At 69.2% G+C, this 24,189-nt stretch carries 27 protein-coding genes, 1 tRNA gene and 1 pseudogene; 18 read left to right on the plus strand and 11 right to left on the minus strand.

Annotation, left to right across the window (positions count from 1 at the left end):
• Window positions 1-131: 131 nt before the first annotated feature.
• Together AB0368_RS21785 and trxA are read right to left on the minus strand one after the other, a co-directional pair.
• Window positions 132-2,054 carry an intein-containing Rv2578c family radical SAM protein gene (locus tag AB0368_RS21785; RefSeq protein ID WP_366155737.1) on the minus strand — a complete coding sequence of 641 codons (1,923 nt, stop codon included), beginning with the start codon at window positions 2,052-2,054 and terminating at the stop codon, window positions 132-134.
• Between the two features lie 104 nt (window positions 2,055-2,158).
• On the minus strand, window positions 2,159-2,521 hold the full coding sequence (gene trxA / locus AB0368_RS21790) for a thioredoxin (RefSeq protein WP_366155738.1): 363 nt from the start codon (window positions 2,519-2,521) through the stop codon (window positions 2,159-2,161).
• Between the two features lie 449 nt (window positions 2,522-2,970).
• On the opposite strand from trxA, the gene AB0368_RS21795 reads away from it, so the two are divergent.
• From AB0368_RS21795 to AB0368_RS21825, 7 genes are all read left to right on the plus strand, one after another.
• Window positions 2,971-3,618, plus strand: coding sequence for an RNA methyltransferase (locus tag AB0368_RS21795; protein ID WP_366155739.1), 648 nt, complete (start codon window positions 2,971-2,973; stop codon window positions 3,616-3,618).
• Window positions 3,619-3,729: 111 nt separating this feature from the next.
• Entirely contained in the window at window positions 3,730-4,392 is a 663-nt protein-coding gene (locus AB0368_RS21800) for a DUF6758 family protein (protein ID WP_366155740.1), read from the plus strand.
• A gap of 123 nt (window positions 4,393-4,515) precedes the next feature.
• The gene (locus AB0368_RS21805) at window positions 4,516-4,674 is read left to right on the plus strand and encodes a hypothetical protein (RefSeq protein WP_023562582.1); all 159 of its coding nucleotides are present in this window, start codon (window positions 4,516-4,518) and stop codon (window positions 4,672-4,674) included.
• A gap of 9 nt (window positions 4,675-4,683) precedes the next feature.
• The gene (locus tag AB0368_RS21810) at window positions 4,684-5,580 is read left to right on the plus strand and encodes a PH domain-containing protein (protein ID WP_366155741.1); all 897 of its coding nucleotides are present in this window, start codon (window positions 4,684-4,686) and stop codon (window positions 5,578-5,580) included.
• A gap of 44 nt (window positions 5,581-5,624) precedes the next feature.
• Complete coding sequence (locus AB0368_RS21815) at window positions 5,625-6,476, plus strand: PHP domain-containing protein (RefSeq protein ID WP_366155742.1); 852 nt, start codon at window positions 5,625-5,627, stop codon at window positions 6,474-6,476.
• Between the two features lie 51 nt (window positions 6,477-6,527).
• Window positions 6,528-7,142 carry a MarC family protein gene (locus AB0368_RS21820; protein ID WP_366155743.1) on the plus strand — a complete coding sequence of 205 codons (615 nt, stop codon included), beginning with the start codon at window positions 6,528-6,530 and terminating at the stop codon, window positions 7,140-7,142.
• Between the two features lie 134 nt (window positions 7,143-7,276).
• Complete coding sequence (locus AB0368_RS21825; protein WP_366155857.1) at window positions 7,277-8,092, plus strand: PD-(D/E)XK nuclease family protein; 816 nt, start codon at window positions 7,277-7,279, stop codon at window positions 8,090-8,092.
• A gap of 58 nt (window positions 8,093-8,150) precedes the next feature.
• Here AB0368_RS21825 and AB0368_RS21830 read toward each other — a convergent pair whose 3' ends face one another.
• Together AB0368_RS21830 and AB0368_RS21835 are read right to left on the minus strand one after the other, a co-directional pair.
• Complete coding sequence (locus tag AB0368_RS21830; protein ID WP_366155744.1) at window positions 8,151-9,011, minus strand: oxygenase MpaB family protein; 861 nt, start codon at window positions 9,009-9,011, stop codon at window positions 8,151-8,153.
• A gap of 60 nt (window positions 9,012-9,071) precedes the next feature.
• Window positions 9,072-9,503, minus strand: a complete 432-nt coding sequence (locus AB0368_RS21835) for a Fur family transcriptional regulator (RefSeq protein WP_366155745.1) — start codon at window positions 9,501-9,503, stop codon at window positions 9,072-9,074.
• 294 nt (window positions 9,504-9,797) lie between these two features.
• Between AB0368_RS21835 and AB0368_RS21840 the strand changes: the two genes are divergently transcribed.
• Window positions 9,798-10,277, plus strand: a complete 480-nt coding sequence (locus AB0368_RS21840; RefSeq protein ID WP_366155746.1) for a DUF2231 domain-containing protein — start codon at window positions 9,798-9,800, stop codon at window positions 10,275-10,277.
• Between the two features lie 237 nt (window positions 10,278-10,514).
• On the opposite strand, the gene AB0368_RS21845 is transcribed toward AB0368_RS21840, so the two are convergent.
• On the minus strand, window positions 10,515-10,847 hold the full coding sequence (locus AB0368_RS21845; RefSeq protein ID WP_366155747.1) for a translation initiation factor 2: 333 nt from the start codon (window positions 10,845-10,847) through the stop codon (window positions 10,515-10,517).
• Window positions 10,848-10,903: 56 nt separating this feature from the next.
• Here AB0368_RS21845 and AB0368_RS21850 point away from each other — a divergent pair, with 56 nt between their 5' ends.
• Window positions 10,904-11,089 (plus strand): hypothetical protein, encoded by a 186-nt coding sequence (locus tag AB0368_RS21850; protein WP_366155748.1) that lies wholly within the window; start codon window positions 10,904-10,906, stop codon window positions 11,087-11,089.
• 1,289 nt (window positions 11,090-12,378) lie between these two features.
• On the plus strand, window positions 12,379-12,570 hold the full coding sequence (locus AB0368_RS21855) for a hypothetical protein (RefSeq protein WP_366155867.1): 192 nt from the start codon (window positions 12,379-12,381) through the stop codon (window positions 12,568-12,570).
• Between the two features lie 14 nt (window positions 12,571-12,584).
• On the opposite strand, the pseudogene AB0368_RS21860 reads toward AB0368_RS21855, so the two are convergent.
• Together AB0368_RS21860 and AB0368_RS21865 are read right to left on the minus strand one after the other, a co-directional pair.
• Window positions 12,585-12,725, minus strand: a pseudogene (locus AB0368_RS21860) (FmdB family zinc ribbon protein); the annotation flags it as partial.
• Window positions 12,726-12,794: 69 nt separating this feature from the next.
• The gene (locus tag AB0368_RS21865; protein ID WP_366155750.1) at window positions 12,795-13,421 is read right to left on the minus strand and encodes a 5-formyltetrahydrofolate cyclo-ligase; all 627 of its coding nucleotides are present in this window, start codon (window positions 13,419-13,421) and stop codon (window positions 12,795-12,797) included.
• Window positions 13,422-13,502: 81 nt separating this feature from the next.
• Here AB0368_RS21865 and AB0368_RS21870 point away from each other — a divergent pair, with 81 nt between their 5' ends.
• The 6 genes from AB0368_RS21870 (at window position 13,503) to AB0368_RS21895 (ending at window position 19,931) form a co-directional block, all read left to right on the plus strand.
• The gene (locus AB0368_RS21870) at window positions 13,503-15,887 is read left to right on the plus strand and encodes a diguanylate cyclase (protein WP_366155751.1); all 2,385 of its coding nucleotides are present in this window, start codon (window positions 13,503-13,505) and stop codon (window positions 15,885-15,887) included.
• A gap of 51 nt (window positions 15,888-15,938) precedes the next feature.
• On the plus strand, window positions 15,939-16,865 hold the full coding sequence (locus AB0368_RS21875; RefSeq protein WP_366155858.1) for a UTP--glucose-1-phosphate uridylyltransferase: 927 nt from the start codon (window positions 15,939-15,941) through the stop codon (window positions 16,863-16,865).
• Window positions 16,862-18,172 carry a gephyrin-like molybdotransferase Glp gene (glp, locus tag AB0368_RS21880; RefSeq protein WP_366155752.1) on the plus strand — a complete coding sequence of 437 codons (1,311 nt, stop codon included), beginning with the start codon at window positions 16,862-16,864 and terminating at the stop codon, window positions 18,170-18,172. Before AB0368_RS21875 ends, glp begins: the two co-directional genes overlap by 4 nt.
• Window positions 18,172-18,813, plus strand: coding sequence for a GNAT family protein (locus AB0368_RS21885; protein ID WP_366155753.1), 642 nt, complete (start codon window positions 18,172-18,174; stop codon window positions 18,811-18,813). Before glp ends, AB0368_RS21885 begins: the two co-directional genes overlap by 1 nt.
• A gap of 135 nt (window positions 18,814-18,948) precedes the next feature.
• The gene (locus tag AB0368_RS21890) at window positions 18,949-19,773 is read left to right on the plus strand and encodes a hypothetical protein (protein ID WP_366155754.1); all 825 of its coding nucleotides are present in this window, start codon (window positions 18,949-18,951) and stop codon (window positions 19,771-19,773) included.
• Window positions 19,774-19,857: 84 nt separating this feature from the next.
• Window positions 19,858-19,931: transfer RNA gene (locus AB0368_RS21895), tRNA-Ala, on the plus strand.
• A gap of 64 nt (window positions 19,932-19,995) precedes the next feature.
• Here AB0368_RS21895 and AB0368_RS21900 read toward each other — a convergent pair.
• Together AB0368_RS21900 and AB0368_RS21905 are read right to left on the minus strand one after the other, a co-directional pair.
• Window positions 19,996-20,154, minus strand: a complete 159-nt coding sequence (locus AB0368_RS21900; protein WP_366155756.1) for a hypothetical protein — start codon at window positions 20,152-20,154, stop codon at window positions 19,996-19,998.
• Window positions 20,155-20,444: 290 nt separating this feature from the next.
• Window positions 20,445-21,143: a hypothetical protein gene (locus tag AB0368_RS21905; RefSeq protein ID WP_366155757.1), complete on the minus strand. Its 699-nt coding sequence runs from the start codon at window positions 21,141-21,143 to the stop codon at window positions 20,445-20,447.
• Between the two features lie 243 nt (window positions 21,144-21,386).
• Between AB0368_RS21905 and AB0368_RS21910 the strand changes: the two genes are divergently transcribed.
• Window positions 21,387-21,620, plus strand: coding sequence for a hypothetical protein (locus AB0368_RS21910; RefSeq protein WP_366155758.1), 234 nt, complete (start codon window positions 21,387-21,389; stop codon window positions 21,618-21,620).
• A 41-nt stretch (window positions 21,621-21,661) separates the two neighbouring features.
• Here AB0368_RS21910 and AB0368_RS21915 read toward each other — a convergent pair whose 3' ends face one another.
• Together AB0368_RS21915 and AB0368_RS21920 are read right to left on the minus strand one after the other, a co-directional pair.
• A complete protein-coding gene (locus AB0368_RS21915; RefSeq protein ID WP_366155759.1) occupies window positions 21,662-22,846 on the minus strand; it encodes a S1 family peptidase in 1,185 nt (394 codons plus the stop codon).
• 367 nt (window positions 22,847-23,213) lie between these two features.
• Window positions 23,214-23,606 carry a response regulator gene (locus AB0368_RS21920; RefSeq protein ID WP_366155761.1) on the minus strand — a complete coding sequence of 131 codons (393 nt, stop codon included), beginning with the start codon at window positions 23,604-23,606 and terminating at the stop codon, window positions 23,214-23,216.
• Between the two features lie 144 nt (window positions 23,607-23,750).
• Here AB0368_RS21920 and AB0368_RS21925 point away from each other — a divergent pair, with 144 nt between their 5' ends.
• On the plus strand, window positions 23,751-24,143 hold the full coding sequence (locus AB0368_RS21925) for a VOC family protein (RefSeq protein WP_366155762.1): 393 nt from the start codon (window positions 23,751-23,753) through the stop codon (window positions 24,141-24,143).
• The last annotated feature ends 46 nt before the right edge of the window (window positions 24,144-24,189 follow it).

The following is a 24,189-nucleotide window of genomic DNA, read 5'->3' on the forward strand; positions in this document are numbered from 1 at the left end:
CCTCGACCTTATCGACGCCATGCGGCACGGCCACGAAAATGCGACCCCTCAGAACAAGGCGAGCTTGCTCGGGTCCGACCACTGGCCCCTCCGCCCTGGACCAGGGGGAATGCTGGGGCTCCTCTGCGATCTCAGAGCAGAGTGAGCTGTTCGGCCTCTGCCACCGCCACCTCCCCGCCGGGAACCTGCCGCGCCTCGCCCGGCGATGGGCGGTTGAGTCCGTGTCGCCGGGCCGCCAGCCGGACCCGCGCCCCGATTTCGTTCTGAAATGCCTGCGGCAGGTACGACCCGCCGCGGAACAGCTCGCGATAGCGCGGTGCCAGGGCAGGGTGCTCCCGCGTGAGCCAGGCCGCGTACCACTCGCGGGCCCCCGGGCGTAGGTGGAGCGCCAGCGGGGTCACGCTGGTGGCGCCGGACGCTGCGATGGCTTGGACGGTTTCCTCGATGGACTCGTCCGTGTCCGTGAGGCCCGGCAGGATCGGTGCCATCAGGACGCTGACCCGGAAGCCGGCGTCGGTCAGGCGGCGGATCGCGTCCAAGCGGCGGCGGGGGCTCGGTGTGCCGGATTCGACCGCGCGCCACATGGCCTCGTCGAGGAAGCCCACCGAGAAGGACAGGCCCACGTGTGTCACCGTGGCTGCCTGTTTGAGGAGTTCGAGGTCGCGCAGGATCAGGGTGCCCTTGGTCAGGATCGAGAAGGGGTTGGCGAAGTCGCGCAGGGCGGCCAGGATCTTCGGCATCAGGCGGTAGCGGCCCTCTGCGCGCTGGTAGACGTCCACGTTGGTGCCCATGGCGATCGGGGCGCCGGTCCATTTCGGGGCGGCCAGTTCGCGGCGGACCAGGTCGCCGGCGTTGACCTTGACGACCACCTTGGAGTCGAAGTCTTGGCCGGCGTCGAGGTCGAGGTAGGTGTGGGTGTTGCGGGCGAAGCAGTTGTGGCTCACGACGCCGTCGGCGATGAAGTCTCCGGTGCCCGTGGTGATGTCGAACAGCGGCAGGGTCAGCCCGAGCTCTTCGATGTCGGCGACGGTCAGCTGGGCGTCGCTGCGAACGCCCACTCCGGACGCGTCGAGCGGCGCGTCGCTCACGCCGGTGAGGTGGCGGAATCGCAGGGCGGCCCAGAGGTCGCGGGCGACCTCGACGGAGTGGACGCCGCCGAGCTGGGGATGGGGTGGGCGGCGGCTGGGCAGGCCGAGATGCGTCAGGGCCTCGGTGACCCGGTCGAGGAAGCCCTGGTCGCGGCTGGTGAAGACGATGGCCAGGCGGTCGGCCGATCCCGTCGAGCCGAATGCGCCGCCGAGAAAGCCTCTGTACCAGCTGCCGGAGGGCATCTCGGGCCAGCGCAGGGCCTCGTGCATGGGGATGTCGTCGAGGTAGCTGTCGGCGCGGATCCAGGCGTCGCCTTCGCGTGGGTCCGGGGACGGGGCGGCGCCCGCGTCGCCGCGGATCAGGCCGCACAGGTAGCCGGTCTTGTAGTCGGGGGACTCCTTCGGAGGGTCGGCGAAGTGGCCGATGCCGGACATCCGGTCGCCGACGGCGAGGGCCGGGAGGTGGGGCTCGGCGGGGCTCACGTGCCGCCAGCCGCGGTCGGTCAGGAAGCGGTGGTCCCCGCTGGCCACGAGGCGCGTGCCGTCCGCGAGCGTGACGCGGAAGGCGGGCTTCGACGTCGACCAGTGATTCAGGACGGTCGTGGGCACGTACCGCCGATGCGAGCCGGCGCCCATCGTGCCCAGGACCGCGTCACCCGCCTGGAGCTGCGACAGCGGCCGCGTCGAACCGTCCGCCATCAGGATCGGGGTGTCGCCGCTGAGGCAGTAGGAGCAGGCGTGCGAGCAGCCGCGATAGGGGTTGATCGTCCACTCGAACGGCACGCGCGACGCGCCCGGGACACGGTTGATGATCGACTTCGCCCGGATCTCGTAGAAGGTCATGCCGGCGAAGCCAGGGGTGTCGAACGTGCGGACGGTCGCTCCGGGCAGCGCCAGCGGCAGGGGTGAGGCCGCTGGCGCTGCGTCCAGGAGCGTGGCCGGTGCCGACAGGTGAGACCATCGCATGCGGAGAATTCGAACACATGTACGAGGCACCTGTCCACCCGAGTCACCGGAACGGCGAAGCGCCGCGGATCAAGGGATCCGCGGCGCCCGGGGCGTTGCCGAAATCAGTGGTTGTGCGTGGCGAGCTGCTTGCGGACGTCCTCCATGTCGAGCTTCTCGACCTGCTCGATCAGGGACTCGAGCGCCGACTCGGGAAGGGCGCCGGGCTGGGAGAAGACGATGACGCCGTCGCGGACGGCCATGATCGTCGGGATCGAGCGGATCTCGAACTTCGCGGCCAGCTCCTGCTGGGCCTCGGTGTCGACCTTGCCGAAGACGATCTCGGTGTGCTTCTCCGAGGAGCGCTCGTAGGTGGGGGCGAAGCGCACGCATGGCCCGCACCAGCTTGCCCAGAAGTCGACCAGGACGATGCCGTCCTTGCCGGTCACCTCATCGAAGTTCTCTGCGGTCAGCGTAACGGTCGCCATGATCTCTCCGTCCACGGGAATTGGGCTACGTGGCTTCCAACCGATGGTCCACCTCGGCAATTCCCGCGCCGGGGCTGCCTGACACGTGGCCTGGCGCACCTTCTCCGGCAGGGCCGACGAACGCACGGCACCTGATCGTAACCGATTGTAGGGAGAGCGCTTTCAGTTGTTACGAGATTCCGGCCGTCCACTTTGTGCCGACCGGGGCGGGCTCGGGACCCCTAACGCAGCTTGATAACGACAAGGTCACCGCGCCAGCGAATAGGCAACAAAGTTAAATGTGAGTTGGGTCACTTTGAAGGCCCTTCACATCGATACGGACGGTAAGGCAAACTCTTTCCCACCAGAGCGTGGGCGGCGGGTGCCGGGGAGGGCCCCGCCGCTCATTGCGTCTCCTGTCGGGCATCCCGGCGGGAGGCGCTCATCCGGGCCGGTTACCGTCCTCGACCATGGCGCCCGATGAACAGGTGACGGACGGCGAGCCGCAACTCGAGGTCGGCGTCGGCCCGTGGCCCGGTCCGTGGCCGGAGGACGAGCGCTACGACCCCGAGCTGCTCGAGCAGGGCGACCGCCGCAACGTCGTCGACCGCTACCGCTACTGGCGCCGGGAAGCCGTCGTCGAGGATCTCGACAAGCGCCGGCACACGTTCCACGTCGCGATCGAGAACTGGCAGCACGACTTCAACATCGGCACCGTCGTCCGCAACGCCAACGCCTTCCTCGCCGCCGAGGTTCACGTCGTCGGTCTCCGCCGGTGGAATCGCCGCGGCGCCATGGTCACCGACCGGTACCAGCACGTCCGGCATCATCCGACGATCGAGCGGTTCGCCGGCTGGGCCGCGGCCGCCGGCCTGCCGGTCATCGGGATCGACAACCTGCCGGGGTCCCGGCCCATGGAGACCGTCACCCTTCCGCGGGAATGCGTCCTGATCTTCGGCCAGGAGGGTCCCGGCCTTTCCGATGCCGCTCGCGCTGCGTGCAGCGAACTCTTCTCGATCGCCCAGTACGGGTCCACGCGCTCGATCAACGCAGGCGTGGCGAGCGGCATCGCGATGCACTCATGGGTACGGGCGCACGCCGGTCCACCCCCGGGCTGACCAGGGGTGGTGCATCGGTGCAGCCTGCAGGATGGGTCGACCGGTCCGGGTTCTGCCGATTCGCTTGACGGGGGCCTCCGCGACCCGCACCTTAAGAGGGTGGGTGTCACCGTGAGTTGCCCCCGTTGTGCTGCGCAGGTTCGGCCGCCGGACCTGATGCACACCGAATGGCGCTGCGATAATTGCGGCGACGTCCATCCGTTCCACGTCGCGGAACACATCGGGCCGGAGATCATCGAGAGCGCCCTGCGCCAGCCCGCCCCCTCCGCCGAGCACATGCCCCTCTGGTGTCCGTGGCCGCTGCCCACGGGCTGGATGGTGACCGGTGTCGGCTGGGCGGGTGACGACCGTTCGGGCGTACGCGCGACCGCGCTCTCCTGCAGCGGGCCCGACCCCCTCGGCGGCGGCCCGGCGGACATGGTCCTCATCGCCGAACAACCTGGAGTCGGCCTCGGTACGCGCTTCGCCGGTATCCCGGGCATCGATCCCGGTTATCTGATCGCCGAGGCGCTCGGCGACGGCGGCGGTCGGCCCGGCCCGCACGCGAAGATCAAAGCCGGCGGGCACCCCACTCCACTGTGGTGCGTCAAGTCCCCGGAAGACCGAAGCGCCTATGTGAGTGAAGCCAAAGGAATGTGGCTCTATGCGGTAGCGTGGCCGGCAAGCGCGGGCTACTTCCTCGCCGAGCACGTCGTCCTGCACGACCTGTCCGACGGGATTCCGCCCGAGCTCGTGTACGGAGCGCCGTCGCCCTACCTGCACGGCCGGGTGTGACGCCTGGTTGACGCGGGAACGGTATCGGCTTTTCGGTCACATTGTTCACACAGAGCAGCGAAACTGATACCGTGAGTGTTGCCGCGGCGTCGACCGTACCCGCATCGGAGGAGCAGGCCCGCCATGATCAAGAAGGTCCTCACCTGGCTTGGCATCGCATTCTTGATCTTCTTCATTGCGTTCAACCCGAACTCGGCCGCGGCCGTCTTCGAATCGCTCGGTTCCACGATCGGCGACATCGCCCGCGGTTTCGGAACCTTCTTCACCAACCTCGTCGCTTAACATCGGCGTATGGGTCCTGGTGAGCCGCGGCAACCTGATGGTGAGGGTGCGCGCCGCCCTCAGGACGACGACGAGTCCTTCGGCTACAACGATCCCGCGTTCCACGACGAGGGTCCCGAGTACACCCGGGGCAGAGCCGCGGCGAGCAGCGGTCCCGGTTTCTCACCCGACGCGGGCTATTCGGGCGACGCCGGCTACTCGCCGAGCGCGGCCTTCGGCGACGACTTCGAGACCCGTGAGCAGGAGCGTTACCGCGATCCGGGCGAGTACGAGCCGCCCGTCTTCACCGAGGAAGAGCTGCAGGGACTCGGTGGCGAGGGCGCCGGTGTCCCGGGTGGACCGCGGCGCGTGCTCCCGCTCGAGGACGAGCCGACCACACTGGTCTCCCGCTATCTCTTCCCGACCGAGCGCTACCGCGGCGAGTGGAAGCGGCACTGGATCCACCTCTCGACGCCCCTACTGATCGGCATCGGCGCCACGCTGCTGCTCGGTTACCTCGCGGGCTTCCTCACCCGGCAGAACATCGACGGCCTGGTCACGGCCGCCGTCCTCGTCTGGCTCGGCGTGATGGGCTGGGTCGCGTGGAAGGTCGGCGACTGGTACTTCGACCGCTTCATCCTCACCAACAAGCGCGTCATGGTCGTCAACGGCATCATCACCCGCCGGGTCGCCATGATGCCGCTGCTGCGCGTCACCGACATGAAATATGAACAGTCCGCGCTCGGCCGCATGCTGAGCTACGGCACGTTCGTGCTCGAGTCGGCGGGCCAGGACCAGGCGCTGCGCGAGGTCAAGCACCTCCCGAACCCGAACGAGCTCTACCTGCGGGTCGTCGAGGAGATGTACGAGCCGCAGGCGGTCGAGGCACGGCTCGGCAAGGACGGTGACGCGGGTGACGACGCCTGACGTCCGCGACGGGTTCCGGGTGCTCACCCGGTAGCGTCGCCCGGGTGACCAGAATCGACCTGCACTGCCACTCGACCGCCAGTGACGGCACGCTGACCCCGGCCGAGCTGGTCCGCGCGGGTGCCGAGGCGGGTCTCGACGTGATGGCCATCACGGATCACGACACCACCGGCGGGTGGGCCGAGGCCGCGGCCGCGCGGCCCGAAAACCTGACTCTGGTACGTGGTGCCGAGCTGTCCTGCCGCTGGTTCGGAGTAGAGCCGACCATCCCACTGCACCTGCTCGCGTACCTGTTCGATCCCGGGGAGCCCCGCCTCGCCGCCGACCTCGCGCGCCTGCGCAGCGACCGGGAGCAACGTGCCGAGAAGATCGTCGAGCTGCTCCGCGCGGACGGGGTGGACATCAGCTGGCCCGAGGTCAGCGGCTACGCGGCCGGCGGCTCGGTGGGGCGGCCGCACATCGCCCAGGCACTGATCCGGGCCGGTCTCGTGCGTACCACCGACGAGGCGTTCGCCTCACGCTGGCTGGGCGCGCGTTACTTCGTACCCAAAGCAGATCTTGATGTCTTCGAAGCCGTGCGGGCGGTGCGGGAAGCGGGGGGCGTCGCCGTCTTCGCCCACCCCAACGCCACGGTGCGCGGGCGGATCGTGCCGGACAAGCTGATCGTGGAGCTCGCGGACGCCGGCCTGTTCGGACTCGAGGCCGACCACGAGGACCACACGCCCGAGCAGCGGGCCCACGTGCGGGCGCTCGCCGGCGAGCTCGGCCTGGTCGTCACGGGATCGTCAGATTTCCACGGTACGCACAAGACGGTCCGGCTCGGGGCCTTCACGACCGAGCTCTCCGCGTACGGGAAAATCGTGAGCGCCGCCACCGGAGTGCCGGTCCTGGGGTGACGGTTCTCGCAGTTCAGAGCGGGATTGCGGCGCGACGCCTAGGTTGAGCGCGTGGATCTGAAGTTGTTCGGCGAGGTCTTCGTGACCCTCCTGGTGATCGTCGACCCGCCGGGCATGGTGCCCGTGTTCCTCGCCCTGACCGGCACGCTGCCGACCAAGGTAAGGACCCGCGCGGGCACGCAGGCGGTGCTGCTGGCTCTCGGCGTCATCGTCGTCTTCGCGGTGGCGGGGCAGACCCTATTGGACTACCTGCACGTCCAGCTCCCGGCACTGCAGGGCGCGGGCGGCCTCCTGCTGATCCTGGTGGCGCTGGAGCTGCTCACCGGCAAGACGGACGAGCCCTCGGAGCAGGGCGGCACGACCAATGTGGCGCTGGTGCCGATCGGCACACCCTTGCTGGCGGGCCCGGGCGCGATCGTGGCGACGATGCTCTTCGTGCAGCGGGCGGACGGCGTGGGGGACTACACCGTGATCGGGCTCGGGATCGTGGCGGTGATGGCCATCGTGTGGCTGGTGCTGCGGTTCTCCGGCGGGATCGTCAAGCTGCTGCGGCCGGGTGGGATCGAGGTGCTGACGCGGATTGCGGGTCTGCTGCTGGCAGCCATCGCGGTGCAGCTCATCGCGGATGCGGTCGCGGCGTTCGTCAAGCTCTACGCCGCGGGGTGATCCGCGGGCGGTTCGTTCTCCGTCGCCGGGGTGATCCTGAAGGCGGTTTTGTCGGGGGGTCCTGGCAGGATTGAGCTGTGCCCAGGACTTCGCCGCGAGCCGCCGCCGTACCCGAGCAGTTGGGGTTCGCCGGCATGCCGGAGCGCCTCTTCGTCTGCACGCCGAGCAAGCTCGGCAGTTACCTCGACTGCCCGCGGCGTTACCGCTACACCTACGTCGACCGGCCCAGCCCGCAGAAGGGGCCGCCCTGGGCGCACAACTCGCTCGGCGCGAGCGTGCACACGGCCCTCAAGAATTGGTACGCGCTGCCGGCCCAGCGCCGCAGCTCAGAGGCCCTGCCGACGCTGCTGAAGGCGACGTGGGTGCGGGAGGGCTACCGGGACGTCGACCAGGAACGCGTCACCTACCGCAAGGCGCTCGACTGGCTGGACACGTATGTGGCCGGGCTGGACCCGCAGGAGGAGCCGCTGGGCGTGGAGCGCGTGGTGGCAACGAAGACGGGAGTGCTCGCCTTCAACGGCCGAGCGGACCGCATCGACGGGCGCGCCGGTGAGGCGGTGATCGTCGACTACAAGACCGGAAGGTCCGGGCTGAACGCCGACGACGCCCGGGGCTCGCAGGCGCTGGCGCTGTACGCGTACGCGGCTCAGCGGGTGTTCCGGCGTCCTTGTCGGCGGGTGGAGCTGCACCATCTGCCGAGCGGCACGGTTGCGGCTCATGAGCACACGGAGGAGTCGCTCGAGCGTCAGGTTGCGCGAGCCGAGGATACGGCGCGGGACATCATCGCGGCGGAGAAGGCGGTGGCCGCGGGGGCGGATCCTGATGTGGAGTTTCCGGTGAATCCTGGGTCGTTGTGTGGGTGGTGCGATTTTCGGCGTACGTGTCCTGGGGGTGCTGCGGCGCAGGCCAAGGAGCCTTGGGCGGCGGTTGAGCATTTGGAGCGGGCTTAGCCGTTCGCTCGTGCTTGCTTGCGCTGCTGGCTTCGGCTTGGCTCGTCAGCTTCTGTTGTCAGCTGAGGCCGGCTCGTTCCAGGGCTTGGCGGCGCATGGGTGGGACGCGGTAGCGCTGGGGCATGGCGGCCAGGGCGCCCTTCATCAGCAGGCGCAGGCCCCTCACGGAGAGGCCGGCGGTCATGTCGGTGGTCTGCCAGCCGAGACCGCCGTACATCTTGCGGGCCCAGGGTGGGAGCAGGGCGAACGCCGTGGAGGCGATGCCGAAGTAGGCCCAGCGGGCGGGCCCGAGGGTGAGGCTCAGTCGCAGGGAGCGGCTGCCCCAGGACTCGGGCACCGGCGGCACGGTCAGGAACAGTGCCGTCTCCGCGCTGTCCTTCGTCAAGGCGAGCTGCGGCCGCATCGTGCCGAAGTAGTCGGCCACCTCGGCGGCCGTCGAGGGCACCGCGGCCGGATCGAGGCCGACGAGCTCGGCGGCGCGCACCTGCTCGGCGTAGTAGCGGTCGACCTCGTCGTCGGTCAGCTCCAGCCCCGCCCGGCGCGCCGTGGTCAGGAACGACTCGACCTCGGCCACGTGCACCCAGAGGAGCAGCTCCGGCTCGTCGACGCGGAACGTCTCACCCGTACCGGGATCGGTCGCCCTCATTCGGGCGTGCAGGCGCCGGATGCGGCCGGCGACCCGCTCGACCTCGGCCGTGGAGCCGTAGAGCACGGTGCCCACGTAGTCGGAGGTGCGCTCGAGGCGTCCCCAAGGGTCCGACCGGTAGCCGGAATTCTGAGCGATCGCCGCGACGGCACGGGGGTGGAGGGCCTGGAGGTAGAGCGAACGAAGGCCGCCGAGGGTGACGATGGGCTCCTCGTGCACCTTCCAGGTGACCGAGTCGGGGCCGAACAGCCCGAGGTCGACGGCAGTGGTCATGGATCCAGCGTGCCACGCGCGAGGCGAATTTGAACAGGTTCAGTTCGTAGCCCGGCCGATTCAAGCCGCGCGATCGGCACTGCGGGCTTTCCGGCAGGACGGGCACAGGCCCCAGAAGGTGACCTCCGCCTCGTCCACCTCGAAGCCGTGTCCGGCGCCGGGATCGAGACAGGGCCGCTCGCCGACCATGCAGTCGACGTCCTCGATGATTCCGCAGCTCCGGCAGACGATGTGGTGGTTGTCGCCGACCCGCGCCTCGTACCGGGCCGGGCTCCCCGCGGGCTCGATCCGCCGGGCCAGGCCGGCTCGAGACAGGGCGCCGAGCACGTCGTACACGGCCTGGGTCGACACCGAGTCGAGCCGGTCACGAACCTGGCGCGTGACCTCCTCGACCTCGAGGTGGCCGCCCTGGGTCAACACGTCGAGCACCGCGACCCGGGGCCGCGTGACGCGCAGGCCCTGGCCACGCAGCAGCTCCTCGGCGGTCGGCACCTCACCATGACAGCATGCCGGACGGTGCTGCTCAACCACGTGATCGCCGATCGGCGGGCGGCGCGGGCGATTCGGGGCTCCGTGCGAGCGGACCGGTGAGTTGGATCGGTGGCGTGTTCCGGGTTCCGTGCGATCGCGTCGGTGAACCGGATCGGCGGCGCGTTCCGGGCTCGGGCGACCGTACTGGTGAACCGGATCGGCCGGACACGTGTAAGCGCGAGCAAGGGGATGTCCATGGCGCGCGTTGCCCCTAGGCTGGCGCCCAAGATTCTTTAACGTTGAAGGAGGCTGACCGTGTTCGACCAGATCAACGGCATGCCCGTCCACGCCCTCGTGCTCCACGCCGCGGTCGTGTTCGTGCCGCTCCTGGCCCTCGTGGCCGTCGTCTACGCGGTCGTGCCCCGGTGGCGACCCAAGATCGGCTGGGCGGCCATCCTGCTCGCCGTCGCCGCGCCGGTCACGGCGTTCGTGGCCATGGAGTCGGGCGAGAAGTTGTACGACCGGCTCGTGGCGAGCGGCATGACCGGGCCGGCGCTGGAGAAGATTGACGCCCACTCGGGCTTCGGGACGATGACGTTCTACTTCACGCTCGCCCTGGGTGTGGCGACGCTCGTGATGACGTTCCTGACCCTTCGTACGACGACCAAACGCCTACCGCGCGCAGCGGACGTGTTGCTTGCCGTGGTCGTGCTGGCGCTTGCGGCGCTTTCCGGCTATTACGTCTTCAGGACCGGTGACTCGGGCGCCCAGGCGGTCTGGGGAACCACGTCCTGACAGCAGCCGTCCCGGCCGCCATGTGGGGTGGCGGCCGGGGCGGTGACCGATTGCGGCCAGTTCCGCGGTCGGCTTGGTCCTGCTGGCTGCTAGCTTGCGCGGGCCTCGGCGGGAGCCTTGTCCGCCATCAGCGTGCTCGCGCCGGTCTCGCGGGTCTCGCGGGAGCTTGGTCCTGGAGGACTCGCCGTGGCCTGGTCGTGTCTTGTCGCTGTCGGCTCGGGCGCGCGCCTGCCGGCCTCAGAAGATCGCGCGGGCGCAGAGCAGGCACATCACGATGAGGGCTATCGCGCCCGCGACCAGGCCCACGCCGTAGGTCATCGTGCGGGCCGCGCCCTCCGACTCGTCCAGGGCGTCCATGTCTTGCGCCGGCATGGTCCGCGGGGGTGGCGGCTCCGACACGATCGGAGGACGCCACAGCGGTGAGGCGGGGGCCGGGCGGGGCGGTCCCTCGTACGCCGGCTTCGGCTCGGGGGCCGGCACGGGACGGTCGGCACCGAACTGCCCCGCATCCGAATCGGGGCGCTGCCAGTACGCGTCGTCGTCGGATCCGGTCGGGGCGCTCACGTTCATCGACGCTACATCCCTCGGGTGCCGACAGCGCGCGCGACGCGGCCTACCCTCATACCGTGGACATCCTTGACGAACCCGACCGCGACGCTGACGCCGAGCGCACCGTGGACTTCGAGTCCGAGGAAACGCCGCTCCTCCCGGACCAGACCCGCGACGACACGGCGCGTGGCTGGGGGTACAGCGGCAGCGAAGACTCGAACGACGACCGCCTCCTGGAGGACCGGCCGCCGCACTGGGCCTAGCCGCCGGCCGCCGCCCGCCGGCCGCTGCCCGCCGGCCCTGCCACACGCTGTTGCTCACCCGGACCAGCCGCACGCTGCTGTTCGCGCGACCTGCTGGACGGTGCTGATCGCGTGACTTGTGGGACAACTGCTGCCCGCCAAGCCAGCGGGACGGTGCACCGCGTGGAGCTGGCCGGACGCTGCTGCCTGAGCGGCTCCACAGATGCTGCAGCGCGCGGGCTGGCCGAACGCTGCTGCCGCCTGAGCTGCTTGACGGATGCTGCAGCGCGTGGGGCTGGCCGGACGCTGCTTCCTCCGCGGCTAGAGAGGCGCTGCAGCGCGGGGCTTGGTAGGCACCGCTGCGCTCGTTGAGTTCCGGAGGACTCCGACCCAGACCGGCTCCGACTCGGCGTTGAGCTTGTGCGGTGCTTAGCCGTCGGGGTGAATGACGACGACGTAACCCTCTGCTGTGTGCCTGACGGTCTCCTTCGCCGCGGCTGGTGTCAGTGCGACCAGCAGTCCTCCGGCGAGTGGGTCGTCGGCGCCCGTCACTTCGAGTACCAGGGCGTCCTTGGCGGTCGGCCCGGTGTTCTCTCCGGCGCGATAGAGATCTACTCGGTCACCAGTGCGTACGAGCCCCAGCGCGGCCGGCTCCGTGAGGCGAACCGGGACCCCCACCGTGCCGGGTGGCGCCGCAGCCCGCGAGGAAGTGACTGGTGGTGATTGGTCGGCCGGCCTGCCGCTCACTGTCGCGTCTCCCTGTAGCCCGTCTCGTGCTGAGCCGACTGGTGGTGGAGAGACCGGCATGCCGTCCGGCGCTACTTCCACCAGGCGGTCGCCTGACGGTCGCCCCACTGCTGCCGGATCCGGCGACCTGTCGGCTGTTGCTGCACCCGCCGATCGGCCGGTGTTGGACGGGTTCGCCGGTGGGGTGCGCATTGGCCCGCTCAGTGGCCGCGCGCTGAGGAGCGGCTCCCGTGGTGCGGTGCAGGTGACCGGACCGGACCAGATCAGGGTTGCCGCGGTCGCCAGTAGCACCGCCACCGTTGCCAGGCGCAGGAAAGCTGCTCGGCCTGGCCTGCGCCGGCGTACCGGGTCGAGGGTTGGTTCGGTTCTCTTCCGTCGCACGTGCTGAAGCTAGGCATTTTGCGGGCCGGGCGTCGGCGTGCCTGTGGATAAGGGTGCGTTGTGGATAACCCCGGAAAGCGGAGGCCCGCCCGGTAGAAAGGACGGGCCTCGCCGATGCGCTGCCGGATCAGGAGCCGGTTCGCGGATCAGGAACCGATCTGCTGGCAGATCTGGAACCGGTGGTGGTGGGTCAGGAAGACGTCGAGGCGGCGGTTGGCGCCGTCGAGGTCGAAGAAGATGAGGTGGTTGCCGGTGTCGACGGGGTGGACGACGACGTCGAGGAGGAGTCCGACTTGCTGTCCGACGACGAGGTCGCGGCGGTCGTCGCCGGCTTCTCCGAGCTTCCGTTGCCGGAGCGCGAGTCCGTGCGGTAGAAGCCGGAGCCCTTGAAGACGATCCCCACCGAGTTGAAGACCTTGCGGAGCTTGCCGCTGCAGTTGGGGCACTCCGTCAGCGCCGGGTCAGAAAAAGACTGCACCCGCTCGAGCTGCTCCCCGCACTCGGTGCATGCGTACTGGTACGTGGGCACTGGTCCTCCGCGTCGATCTCGATGGCTGGCACTCGCCGTCTACGAGTGCCAATGCTCCGTCATCGGAGGTTATTTCGTCCAGTCGAACCCCAGGTTAAGACCCTGGGCGGGTGTGATCGCGGCCCGTACGCGCTGGTCGTGGGCTTCGGCCGGTACGGAATCCAGCAATTCGCCGTCGTGTAGCAGGGCAACGGTGAACACCGTCACGGGTACGCGGGCGAGGGCGCGGTCGTAAGAGCCGCCGCCGCGACCCATGCGTACGCCGTGCCGGTCGACGGCGAGCGCAGGGACGACGACGAGGTCTGCGCGCGCGATGGCTGCGGTGCCCAGGCGGGGTCCGGTCGGCTCCATCAGGCCCCGGGCGCCGGGACGGAGGGACGCGGGGCCCTCGTAGCTCGCCCAGTCGAGGTCTCCGTCGGGGAGGAGTACGGGCAGGAGCAGGACGGCACTCGTGGGGGCGGCCAGGCGGATGACCTCGGGGAGATCGGGGCCGCCGGGCTCGGTGCCCAGCGGGACATAGGTGGCGATCACTGATGGTGAGTGTCGGCGTACATGTGCTTCGAGGGTCGATTGGACGACGGAGGCGGCCAGGGTGAGGGCTTCGGGCGTTTTTGATCTACGCACAGCGAGTAGGCGACTGCGTAATGCGACCTTCGTGGCGCTCGGTCTTTCGGCATCACGGGCGAAATCCGGCATGCAACACCCCCTTTGTAAAACCGGCAAACGGTGCGCACTATGTCAGCATCGCTCCAAAGAAGGCCACTTCCAGGAGGACGTGTGACTCTACGTGGCCGACTCACCACAGCCTTCTTGGCGGTCGTGCTCGGCCCGGTTCTGCTCGGATCCTTCTTCGTCGGGATGACCGTGGCCACCGTGAGCCGGGACCGTACGGCCGAGCGGCTTGATCATGCCGCAACGACGGTACGAGCCGCGATGGGCGCCCTCTGCGGTCAGCTCCAGGCGGTCGCTGACGCGGTGGCGGTGCTGCCGGCGAAGGATCGCGAGGTCGCGGCGGATCAGATGGTGACCCGCGGACTCGTCGCCGAGGTTCGCATCACGGACGACGACCAGGGCGACGACGCGGGGGACGACGGAACAACGTCGGGCGGCGAGGGCTACGTCGCGAACGGCGTACGCGACTGCGCGGTTCAGGCGGCCGGGTCAGGGCAGAGCCCCGGGGCGGACACGCGTACGGCCATCAGCGCTGTGACGGCGAGCGCCCGGCAGGACGGAACCCTCGTCGTCGCGGTCGCACGGGTCGACGACGGCCTGATCCAGCGCCTCGGAGGCACCAGCGGCGCCGAGGTGTCTCTGCGCAGCAGCGTCTCCGGGCCGTACACGAAAGGGATCGCAGTCGGGCCCGGGCAGCCGCTGCCACTCGCCGTGACGGTGCCCGGCCGGGAGCCTCTGCCGCTTTACATCCTCCTGGCGACAGCCGTGCTGGTCGTCGCCGCGATCGCCATTTTCGCCGCTCGGTGGCTGGCGCGGTCCACCACTCGTCCCCTCGAGGAACTCGCGTGGGCCGCTGGGAAGGTCGCCGACGGGGAGCTGGGGGTACGGGTGCCCGTCGGGCGGGAGGACGAGATCGGGCGGCTCGCCGGGACCTTCAACCGGATGACTCGGGAGTTGCAGGCGTACGTGCAGGCGCTGACCGCCAGCCGTGACCAGTTGCGCGGGCATCTCGCCATCCTCGGCGACACGCTTTCCAGCACTCACGACCTCCACCGCATCCTCCAGGTCATCCTGCGCACCGCTCTCTCCGCCAGCGGGGCGCGTGCCGGGATAGTGCTGCTCCTCGACTCCACCGACGGGCAGTTGGTCGGGCAATGTGCCGAGGGGCTGACCGGGCGATGGGACGTGTCCGAGGCCGATCTCTCCTCGCTGCGGATTCCCGTCGGGCACGGGATTCTCGGTGCGGTTGCCGCTGCCGGGGAGCCGCGGCGCGGGTTCTGCGGGCTCGGTGGTGGCCTGGACGAGCCGGCCTGCCGGACGTACGTGGCCGTGCCGATCTGTGCGCCCGCCACGGTGGGGGATCCGCTGGTGCCGGACGAGCGGGACCCGGCCGGGCAGCCTGCCACGCTCGGGGTGCTCGCGCTCTACGACCGGCTGGGGGCCGACGAGTTCGACGACGCCGACCTGCTCATGTTGCGGACGTTCGCCGGGCAGGCCGGGGTCGCCGTGCACAACGTCCGAGTGCACGAGGAGGCGCAGCGGCTGTCGCTGACCGACCCTCTCACCGGCTTGTGGAACTACCGTTGCCTGCGGGAGTCGTTGCGCCGGGAGGTGGAGCGGGCCAGCCGGTTCGGTCGTACGCTCACCGTGCTCGTGCTTGACCTCGATCACTTCAAGGACGTGAACGACACGTACGGGCATGCCGCCGGGGACACCGTGCTCGGGGAGTTCGCCCGGCGGGTGCGGGTGGGGCTGCGGGAGGTCGACGTGGCGTTCCGGCAGGGCGGCGAGGAGTTCGTGGTGCTGCTGCCCGAGACCGACGCGTACGGCGGGATCGTCGTGGCCGAGCGGCTCGGTGCGGCTGTCCGGGAGATTCCGGTGCCCGTCGACGCGCGGCGGCAGGAGGGCGAGGACGAGCCGGGCGTCGAGCGGGTGTCGATCAGCGTCTCGATCGGGATCGCCGTCTATCCCGAGCACGGCGGCACCGCTCAGCAGGTGCTCGCCGCGGCGGATCAAGCGCTGTACGCGGCCAAGAACGCCGGCCGGGACACCTACCAGCTGGCCGGTCACTCCGGTTCGGTCCCGGATGCAAGGCCGGCCGAGAGACCGGATGCCGCAGAAGCCGCCCCGCCGAGGCCGGCGTCCGAGAGACCGGATGGAGCCGCAGCAGCTCCGGCCATACCGGCCGGTCGGGCGGATCCAGAAAGAGCCGGACGCCCGGATTCAGAGAGAGCCGGGCGGCTGGACGAGGAAAGGGCCGAGCGGCCGGATGCCGCCACGGCTCGGAACAACGCCGGACCGGGTGCGGGCAGGGATGTCGCCGCTCCCAGGACGGGCGCTGTCCGAAACACCGGCGGCTCCGCGGCCGCCGGTGATGTGATCGACAAATCGGTTTCGGCCAGGGTTTCCGATGGGCAATTTGATCATCCGGAGTCCGTGACGGGCGCGTCCGGTGGGCCACACCCGCCGCGGCAAGGCCGTGGCCGATAGTCTCGCGACATGTCCGGGCACGAACTGAGCGAAGGTGCGGTGACCCCTCAGATGAGCACGCAGGCACAAGCCACCGGCCGTCGAGCCGTCAAGGCTGTCATTCCAGCGGCTGGACTCGCCACCCGATTCCTGCCGGCCACCAAGGCCGTGCCCAAGGAGCTGTTGCCCGTCGTCGACCGTCCGGTACTCCAGTACATCGTGGAGGAGGCGGCCGCCGCCGGGATCACCGATGTGCTGCTGGTGACCGGGCGTGGGAAGACGTCCATGGTCGATCATTTCGACCGGCGGCCCGATGTGGAGGCGCGGCTAGAGGAGAAGGGCGACACCGAGCGGCTGGCCGCCGTTCGTCGTACCAGTGAGCTCGCGGACATCTACACCTGTCGCCAGGGTGAGCCGCTCGGGCTGGGGCACGCCGTCGGCGTGGCCGCGTCGCACGTGGGGGACAACGCCTTCGCCGTTCTGCTCGGGGACGAGTTCGTCGATGAGAACCAGCCGCTGCTTCCCGCGATGCTCGACCTCCAGGCCGAGACCGGCGGCATCGTGCTCGCCTTCATCGAGGTGTCGCCCGAGGAGACCAGCCGTTACGGCATCGCCTCCGTCGAGGTCGAGTCCGGGCGGGGCGAGGACGTCGTGAAGGTCACCGGCCTGGTCGAGAAGCCTTCTGCCGCGGAGGCTCCCAGCAACCTGGCCGTGGTCGGCCGGTACGTGCTTCCCGCGTCCATCTTCGACGCGATCCACAACACCAAGCCCGGCAGCGGTGGGGAGATCCAGCTGACCGACGCCATGGCCCAGCTGCTGGCCGACGGGGTGCCGGTGCACGGCATCATCTACCGCGGCCACCGGTACGACACCGGGATGCCGCTGGGCTACCTGCAGGCCGTCGTCCAGCTCGCGGTCAAGCGGCCCGATCTGGGTGCCGAGTTCCGCCAGTGGCTGACCGAGTTCGTGGCCACGGAAACCGGCGGTGCGAAGGGATGACGGCCACGGCCGATGCCGAGGCGGCCGCCAACGAGCTGATGCCTCTCGCCGAGTACCTGGGCAGCGTGCTGCGCAGGTTACGGCCGTTGCCTCCGCTCGACCTCGACCTCACCCAGGCGCACGGCAACGTCCTCGCCAACGACGTTCTGGCCCCGCACCCGTATCCGGCCTTCGACCAGGCCGCGATCGACGGGTACGCGGCCCGCTGGGAGGACCTCGCCGCCGCCGGGCGGATCGGCTCGCACCCGTCCTTCGGCGCGTTCGAGGGCGGGCTGCGGCCGGTACGGCTCAACGTCGTCGGTGATCTGGGCGCCGCGAGCTGGCGGCCGGTCCGGCTGACCCCGGGGACCTGCTTCTCCGTGGCGGCCGGGGCGCCGCTGCCGATCGGTGCCGACGTCGTCGTGCCGGTGCACTGGACCGACCAGGGCATGGCCGCCGTGGAGATCCTGCACGCCCCCAAGCGGGGTTCCGGGGTACGGCGGGCGGGTGACGAGCTGCCCGTCGGCCGGGTGCTCGCGACCGCCGGCTCCTACGTGACGCCGGCCATGGTCGCCGTGTTCGCCGCGTCGGGTATCGGGCACGTCGTCGTCCGGCCCAGCCCGCGGGTCGTCGTGGTGGCCACCGGGGACGAGCTGGTCGACGTGGGCCGCCCCAGCCAGCCGGGGCAGGTGGTGGACGCCAATTCGCATGCGCTCACCGCCGCTGCCGTCGAGGCCGGCGCTCTCGCGTACCGGATCGGGATCTGTGACGACGACCCGGAAGGCCTGCGGGGGTTGCTCGAGGACCAGACGCTGCGGGCCGATCTGATCATCACCACCGGTGGCACGGGTACGGGGCCCGGCGACATGCTGCGCCGCGTGCTGTCCCGGCGTGACCACGGGCGGGGTGCCGTCGAGTTCACCGACGTCGCCCTGTGTCCCGGGGCGGCGCTGGGGTTCGGGACCGTCGGCGGCGAGGAGGTGCCGGTGGTGTGCCTTCCCGGGGAGCCCGGGGCCGCCTTGATCGGCTTCGAGGTGCTGGCCCGGCCCGTCGTCCAGTTGCTGGCCGGCTCGGAGCCCGTGTTCCGGCCCAGCGTGAAGGCGCACCTGCTCGAGACCGTCTCCTCGCCCGGCGGGTTGCGGGAGTTCCGGCCTGCGCATGTAGCTGAACGGCGCGGCGGCGGCTACACGGTGCAGCCGCTCGCCGGTGGGCCGTACACTCTTTCCGGCCTCGCCGAAGCCAACGGTCTGCTGGTGCTCGGCGAGCGGGTCACCTCGGCCGCGGCCGGGTCGACCGTCGACGTGCTGTTGCTCGACCGGAGGCGATGATGCTGGGGTCCACGCCCGGATGGCCCGCCGTCCTGGCGGACGGGCCCGTGCTGCTGCGCCCCTACCGGCGCAGCGACGCCCAGGCGTGGTCCGAGGTTCGCATCGCCAACGAAGCGTGGCTCAGTCCCTGGGAATCGGCGCCCCCCGGGCCGTGGGCCGAAATGAACTCGTCGCGGGCGTACCTCTACGTCTACCGGGACATGAAGCGGGCCGCGCGGCGCGGCGACAGCATGCCGTTCGCCGTCTGCCTGCGGCAGAGCGGCGGCGAAGACCGTCTGGTCGGTCACATCAACCTCGGCAGCATCGTCCGGCGGGCTTTCAGTTCCGCGTACGTGGGTTACTGGGTCGACGCCCGCGTCGCCGGTCGCGGCGTGATACCCACCGCCCTGGCGCTCGCCGTGGACCACGCGTTCGGGCCGGGCGGGCTGCACCGCGTCGAGATCAACATCCGGCCGGAGAACGGGCCCAGCCGGCGGGTCGTCGAGAAGCTCGGCTTCCGCGAGGAGGCGTACCACCCCCGGTACATGCACATCGACGGCGCCTGGCGTGATCACCTCGGCTACGCGATGACCAGCGAGGAGGTCGCGGGCGAGGGGGGCCTGGTGGCGCGGTGGCGCAGGTTGCGTACCACAGCAAAATGATCATCAGTTGCTTGCCGGCCCGGCGCGCCGCGGCGATTTCCGCAGCTCTCGCCCGTAATCTCGGGGAGATTGGGACTTTTTCGTGACCGGGACGAGACCGCCCGGCACTTTCTGAGGCTGACGGGAGGGGTGAGGGTGCCGACCTCGGTGCTCCTCGCCGTCCTCGCCGCGGCCGGGTTGCTCGCCCTCGCACCGGCCCTCGTCCGCCGGTACGACGCCACCGAGCGCCTGGCGGCGGAGCGGGCGTCGTCGACGGCTCGGGTGCTGCAGCGCCGCCGTCGGCTCCGTACCGTGCCCGGACGCCGACCGGTCAACCCCGGGCGTTCGTCCCTGGTTACGTCGCGGACCCTAACGGGTGATCCTGTGCCGGTCTCCGCCGCCCCCGTCTCCGCGCCGGTCTCGGGCGCCCCGGTGTCCGGCGCATCTGTGTCCGGCCCGCCGGCGCGGCGCCTGCGGGTGGTGTCGTCGCGCCGCCCGGTGCGCCGCCGTGCACCCGTACGCCGGCAGACCCCGGCCGTGGTCCGCCGCCGGCGCGTCTTCGCCGCCCTGCTGCTGCTCAACGTGATCGAGCTGGTCGGCGTGCTCGCGGTCGGCCCGGGCTTCTGGATCAGCTTCGCGGTGACCGGCACCCTCCTCGGCGTCTACCTGGTGCACCTGCGCAACCGCGCGATCGCGGACCGCCGGCGGCGCCGGATCGAGGCGCGGGAAGCGGCCTGGCTGGCGGCACGGCAGGCGGAGGTACGACGCGAGCAGGCCCGGCGTGCGGCGGCCCGCCGGGAGGCGCAACGCCGGCTCGCGGCCCAGCGCGAGGCTGTCCGCCGTACCGCCATGGGCCTGGACCGGGATCCGTCCGACCTGCCGGCCGCGGTCAACGGCGCTTCGGTGTCGTACCGGCGTACCGGAGGACTTCGCGGCCGTGCCTACGAAGCCGGCGGACGCGGCAGCTCCTACCCTGCGTGACGACGGTCTTCCCGCCACGCCGTGGGGGCGATTCGCGAGGCGGGTGAGTGACCTGTTAGCCTTGCTGCGGTCCTAAGGGGCCGGGGGGCTGTGGCGCAGTCCGGTAGCGCACCTCGTTCGCATCGAGGGGGTCTGGGGTTCAAATCCCCACAGCTCCACCCCTGTAGTCTCTGGCCAGCGGAAACGCTGGCCAGAGATCGTTTGGCCCAGATCCGGCACAACTCAGAGTCGGATCAGGTCTTTTCCGCCTCCCAGACGATGCTCTTCGGCGGCGAGCAGACCGGAGCCGATGACGTTGCGACGGCGGTCCTTCCTCGGCCACCAGCGCACGTAGGTCTCCAGGGTGATCCGGAGGCTGGAGTGCCGCAGGGCGTTCTGCACGTCCGCCTTACGCCACTCCTTCCAGAGCCCTCGACCACGCCTGGTCGTGAATAGGGCGGCAGTACTCGTCGGTGAACAGCAGCTCCACGACGCGCCGGGTGGCCGGCTTTCCCGGGTCGGGAGTGCCGCGCGTATGTCTGCCAGCTCGACACTTTCCGGTGGGCCCACAAGGACTCGTTGGTCGTCCGCACGTCGGCTGGCGCGCATTGCGCCCGGTTCTGAAGTGGCTGTCCTTCCAGGGCGAGCCCGGTCGCGGCGTCGAGGACGGCGACCGGGTACCTCCCGGCCTGTTATCCGATCCGCCGCAGCTTTCGCGTGCCTCTCCTCATGATGGTTTTGATGTCCTGGACGGACAGTTCGTCGGCCTTCGACAGCTGGAAGACGATGCACACGTCGCGGGACGCGACGATGCCGACCATGCTGTGTTCAGTCGACACTCGGTAACCGTCACGGTGCCGGGCGATCACCCGAATGGCGATCGACGCGTCACCGAATCGAGGAAACGGCAACCGGCGGATCGTCGTGGTGGCACCCGGGCTGACCGAGACCGGGCAATGGTCCACCACCTTGTCGAGAGACCTAATCATCTCTCGGGAGAGCTTGGTGCCGGTAGCCCCGATTGCCTCGACCAGATCTGGGCCCGCATCACCTTTGGCGAGCCTGACAAAGACGGAGGTTGGCAGCGGCTCGTAGTCGGGTTCACCCGGGCGCATGTCACACGGTGCATACGTCATGAACAGATCGCCCATCGCGTCGTCGCCCCTATCAGTAAGCGCAAAGCCTGGCGGCATGTCGCTCAGGTTGAGCAAACCCCTGCGCAGCTGCTTATGGGTGGGCGGAGTGTCGGCAGCAGGGTACGCCGCGAACGCCCACACGGTGGCATCCCGTGACACGGCGCTCGCCGCGACCGGCGCGCCTGTGCCGAGCACTACGGCGACTGCAGTCAGGAAGGCTGCGGCCACAGTCAGTTTGTCCGGTTTTTGGTTCATTGGTACAAGATAGTGCCGACTACCGGGGGAATCGGGGAACCGCGAAGCCGCAGCGTTGACGCGATCTGCGACAGCAGGAGCGCAGATCAGTTGGCGGACGCGTGTCGCACACCAGTCGACCGAGGACATTCCCCGAAGGCTTCTGTCTAGTCCCAGCTGTTGCTTGACGGTTGGTCTAGGTTTTGGTGCTGGGCTCGGCTGCGGGGAGGGTTTGCCGAGTCCGGTGTGTGGCATGGTTACCGCATGTTCCGTTTGGTGGCCGAGGACCCGACCATCGCCCTGAATGAGATGCAGGCCGCGCGGATCACGTCCTGGCTGTTGGAGCTGATACCGGCACGTGGCTGCCACGTCCGGCGGGAGCCGGTCGTGGAGATCACCATCACCGGGCATTATCCGGAAGACTTTCATCTGCCGTTGTTGCGGAGGGTGGAGGAGATCGCGGGCTGCCGCTTCAGCGTCTCGGTGGTTGACGGCTGAGTCGAGCCAGTCCGTGCTGGTCATGGGGCCTGCCAGAGGGCCTAGTTGGCGGTCATTACCCGCGCGCCGGTGTACCCCTGAATCAGACTGACTTCCACGTACCAACTGCGGTTTTCCCGGCCAAACTTTCCCTCACACAAGCCCCGAGTGGTGTAAGCGGTGCTGACGATGCCCTGGGCCTGACCATCGGCTGAGTAGGTTGGGCCGCCGGAGTCGCCTGGCTCGGTGCAAGTGGTATTGCGGGTCACTCCGTATACCCAGCGCTGCACGTCTTCCTTGAAGACTGTTTCGTTCCGAGCTTTGATCACGCCGCAAGTAATCTTGGTCGTCCAGCCGGACTTGCACACCGAGCTGCCGATGGGGCGCTGCTGGCTGCCGCGCACTACCATGTATCCATCATTGCCATCATGTAGCGAAATCCATGGCCCTGGCATCCAGTACGCGGTGTTGGTCACACCGGCCAATGCCCAGTCGTAGCTGAGGTCCTTGAACCACCAGCGGCCGATGAGGATGCTCCGCATGCCATATACCTGATCCGCCTTAGCGCAGTGACCGGCGGACATCATTGTGGGGTAGCGCGTGGTTGAGCCTGAGTAGGTCAGCGACGCATTGAAGCCCACTGAGCAACCCTCACCCGAGCCAATCCACTCGCCGCCATCCAGATAGTCGCTTGTGTTTGTCGGGAAGCCACTAGCCGTTTCAAACGTGACGGTATTTTGCAATCCAGCCAATTGTCTAGGTCGGACCGCTTCGTGGCCAGCGATAGTGGTCATCACTACACGGTTGCGCATGGGATCCACGCGCCAGCCAACCACACCTCGAGTTGCAGTCCTGCTCGATCTGCCAAGCATGTCCAGCCGTGTCTTGACCGTATTCAGCGTGGCATAGCTGAAGCGCATCATCTTGGCGCGCCCACCGGCTGCACGCACCGTCCTGCCCAACTTGGCATTGGTGACGCCGACTACAAGTGTGCCAGAAGTAGCGTCGAACCACGATCCGGCATAACCCGCACCCAATCTTGGCACGAGAGCGGCCTCAAGCTTTGCAGCGCGGGCTTCTTGCGACAGGCGACGCACCGCTGCGGCACGATCCAAATGCAAGTCGCGTTGCATGGCTGCCAGCACGGCCTCGTAGCCAGATGAGGTCGGCCGTTCGCTGTGCGGCGAGGCATGCGCGGCCAGCGGCGTGATGCAGAGTAGGGCGGTAGTGCATGCGGCCGCGGCCACTCTCGCTGATGTGAATCGCATACTTACCCTTCACACGGGCACAGCTAGGCGTGGTCTGTCGTCACCTATAATATGCCAATCTTTGCTAGGTCAGTATGCGTAAAGCCGCGCTTGAGGGTGAATGAAACAAGAGAACGCTTCTATGTTGTTGAACTTTCCGTCCGGAGGTGTCGCTGCGCACCCCAGTAACTGCTCGCCGTCGCCATCCGCCTGGGCGTCATGGTCGGCGGTGATCGGCGGAGGACTCCTCAGGTAGAGGAATGGCGGTGTGCGCAGACAGGCTCAGCTCGCTGTATGGGGTTCAAATTCCCACAGCTCCACCCCCGCAGCAAGGCCGCTCCACGCATGGGGGCGGCCTTTCGTCGTCTCAGGCGCCGAGGGCCAGCTTGCGGCGTTCGATGACCTGCTGGAGCTCGGTCACCAGGCGCCGCGGCGACAGCGGCTTGGGCAGGTAGCTGTCCGCGCCTGAGCCCATCCCCGCGTTGACGTCGTGGGCGTGGAAGTTGGCCGACACCATCAGCACCGCCGCGTTGCTGACCTGCGGGTTGCTGCGGACGAGCTGGCACAGCTCCATGCCGTTGAGCGCCGGCATCCGAACGTCGGTCACGATGCCGACCGGGCGCGCCACCCGGATGATGCGGGCCGCGCTGTTGCCGTCCTTGGCGCCGAGCGTCGTGTAGCCCGCCTGCTCCAGGGCGAACGTCAGCAGGTCGCGGAGGTCCGCGTCGTCCTCGGCTACCAGGATGAGGTTCTCGTTCATGATCGCAGGATCGGCGGGCCCGTCCGATCCCGGAGCGAGACCCCGGTTGCATGCGGGGAGCGACCGGGACATCGCGATACATCGATCGCGCCAACTGCCGCGTGCCCCGCTGCATTGCGCCTTCCGGAAGAGCACACTGCACGCATGCTGGGACGAAACTCATCGCACTTCTGGGGCGTGGTGCTCGACACCAGAGACCCGCTGGCCCTGGCGGAGTTCTACGCGACGCTCATGGACTGGAAGATCGTCAAGGAGGAGCCCGACTTCGTGGCCGTCGCACCCCTGGGCGACCACGTGGAGTACCTGGCCTTCCAGCGTTCGCCCGACTACGAGCAGCCGGCCTGGCCGAACAAGGCTCACAAGCAGCAGATGATGATGCACCTTGACATCGAGGTGCCGGACCTGGAAACGGCGGTGCAGAGCGCCCGGGACGCCGGCGCCACCGAAGCGGATCACCAGCCGCAGGAGACCGTACGGGTCATGCTCGATCCGGACGGTCACCCCTTCTGCCTGTACGTGGACACCAGCGTTTCCTGAGGCTGTCGTTGTAGGGGTTACGACCGTTCGGTTGACCCGGCGATCC

It is taken from the genome of Actinoplanes sp. NPDC051475, assembly GCF_040689425.1.
Lineage (GTDB): Bacteria > Actinomycetota > Actinomycetes > Mycobacteriales > Micromonosporaceae > Actinoplanes.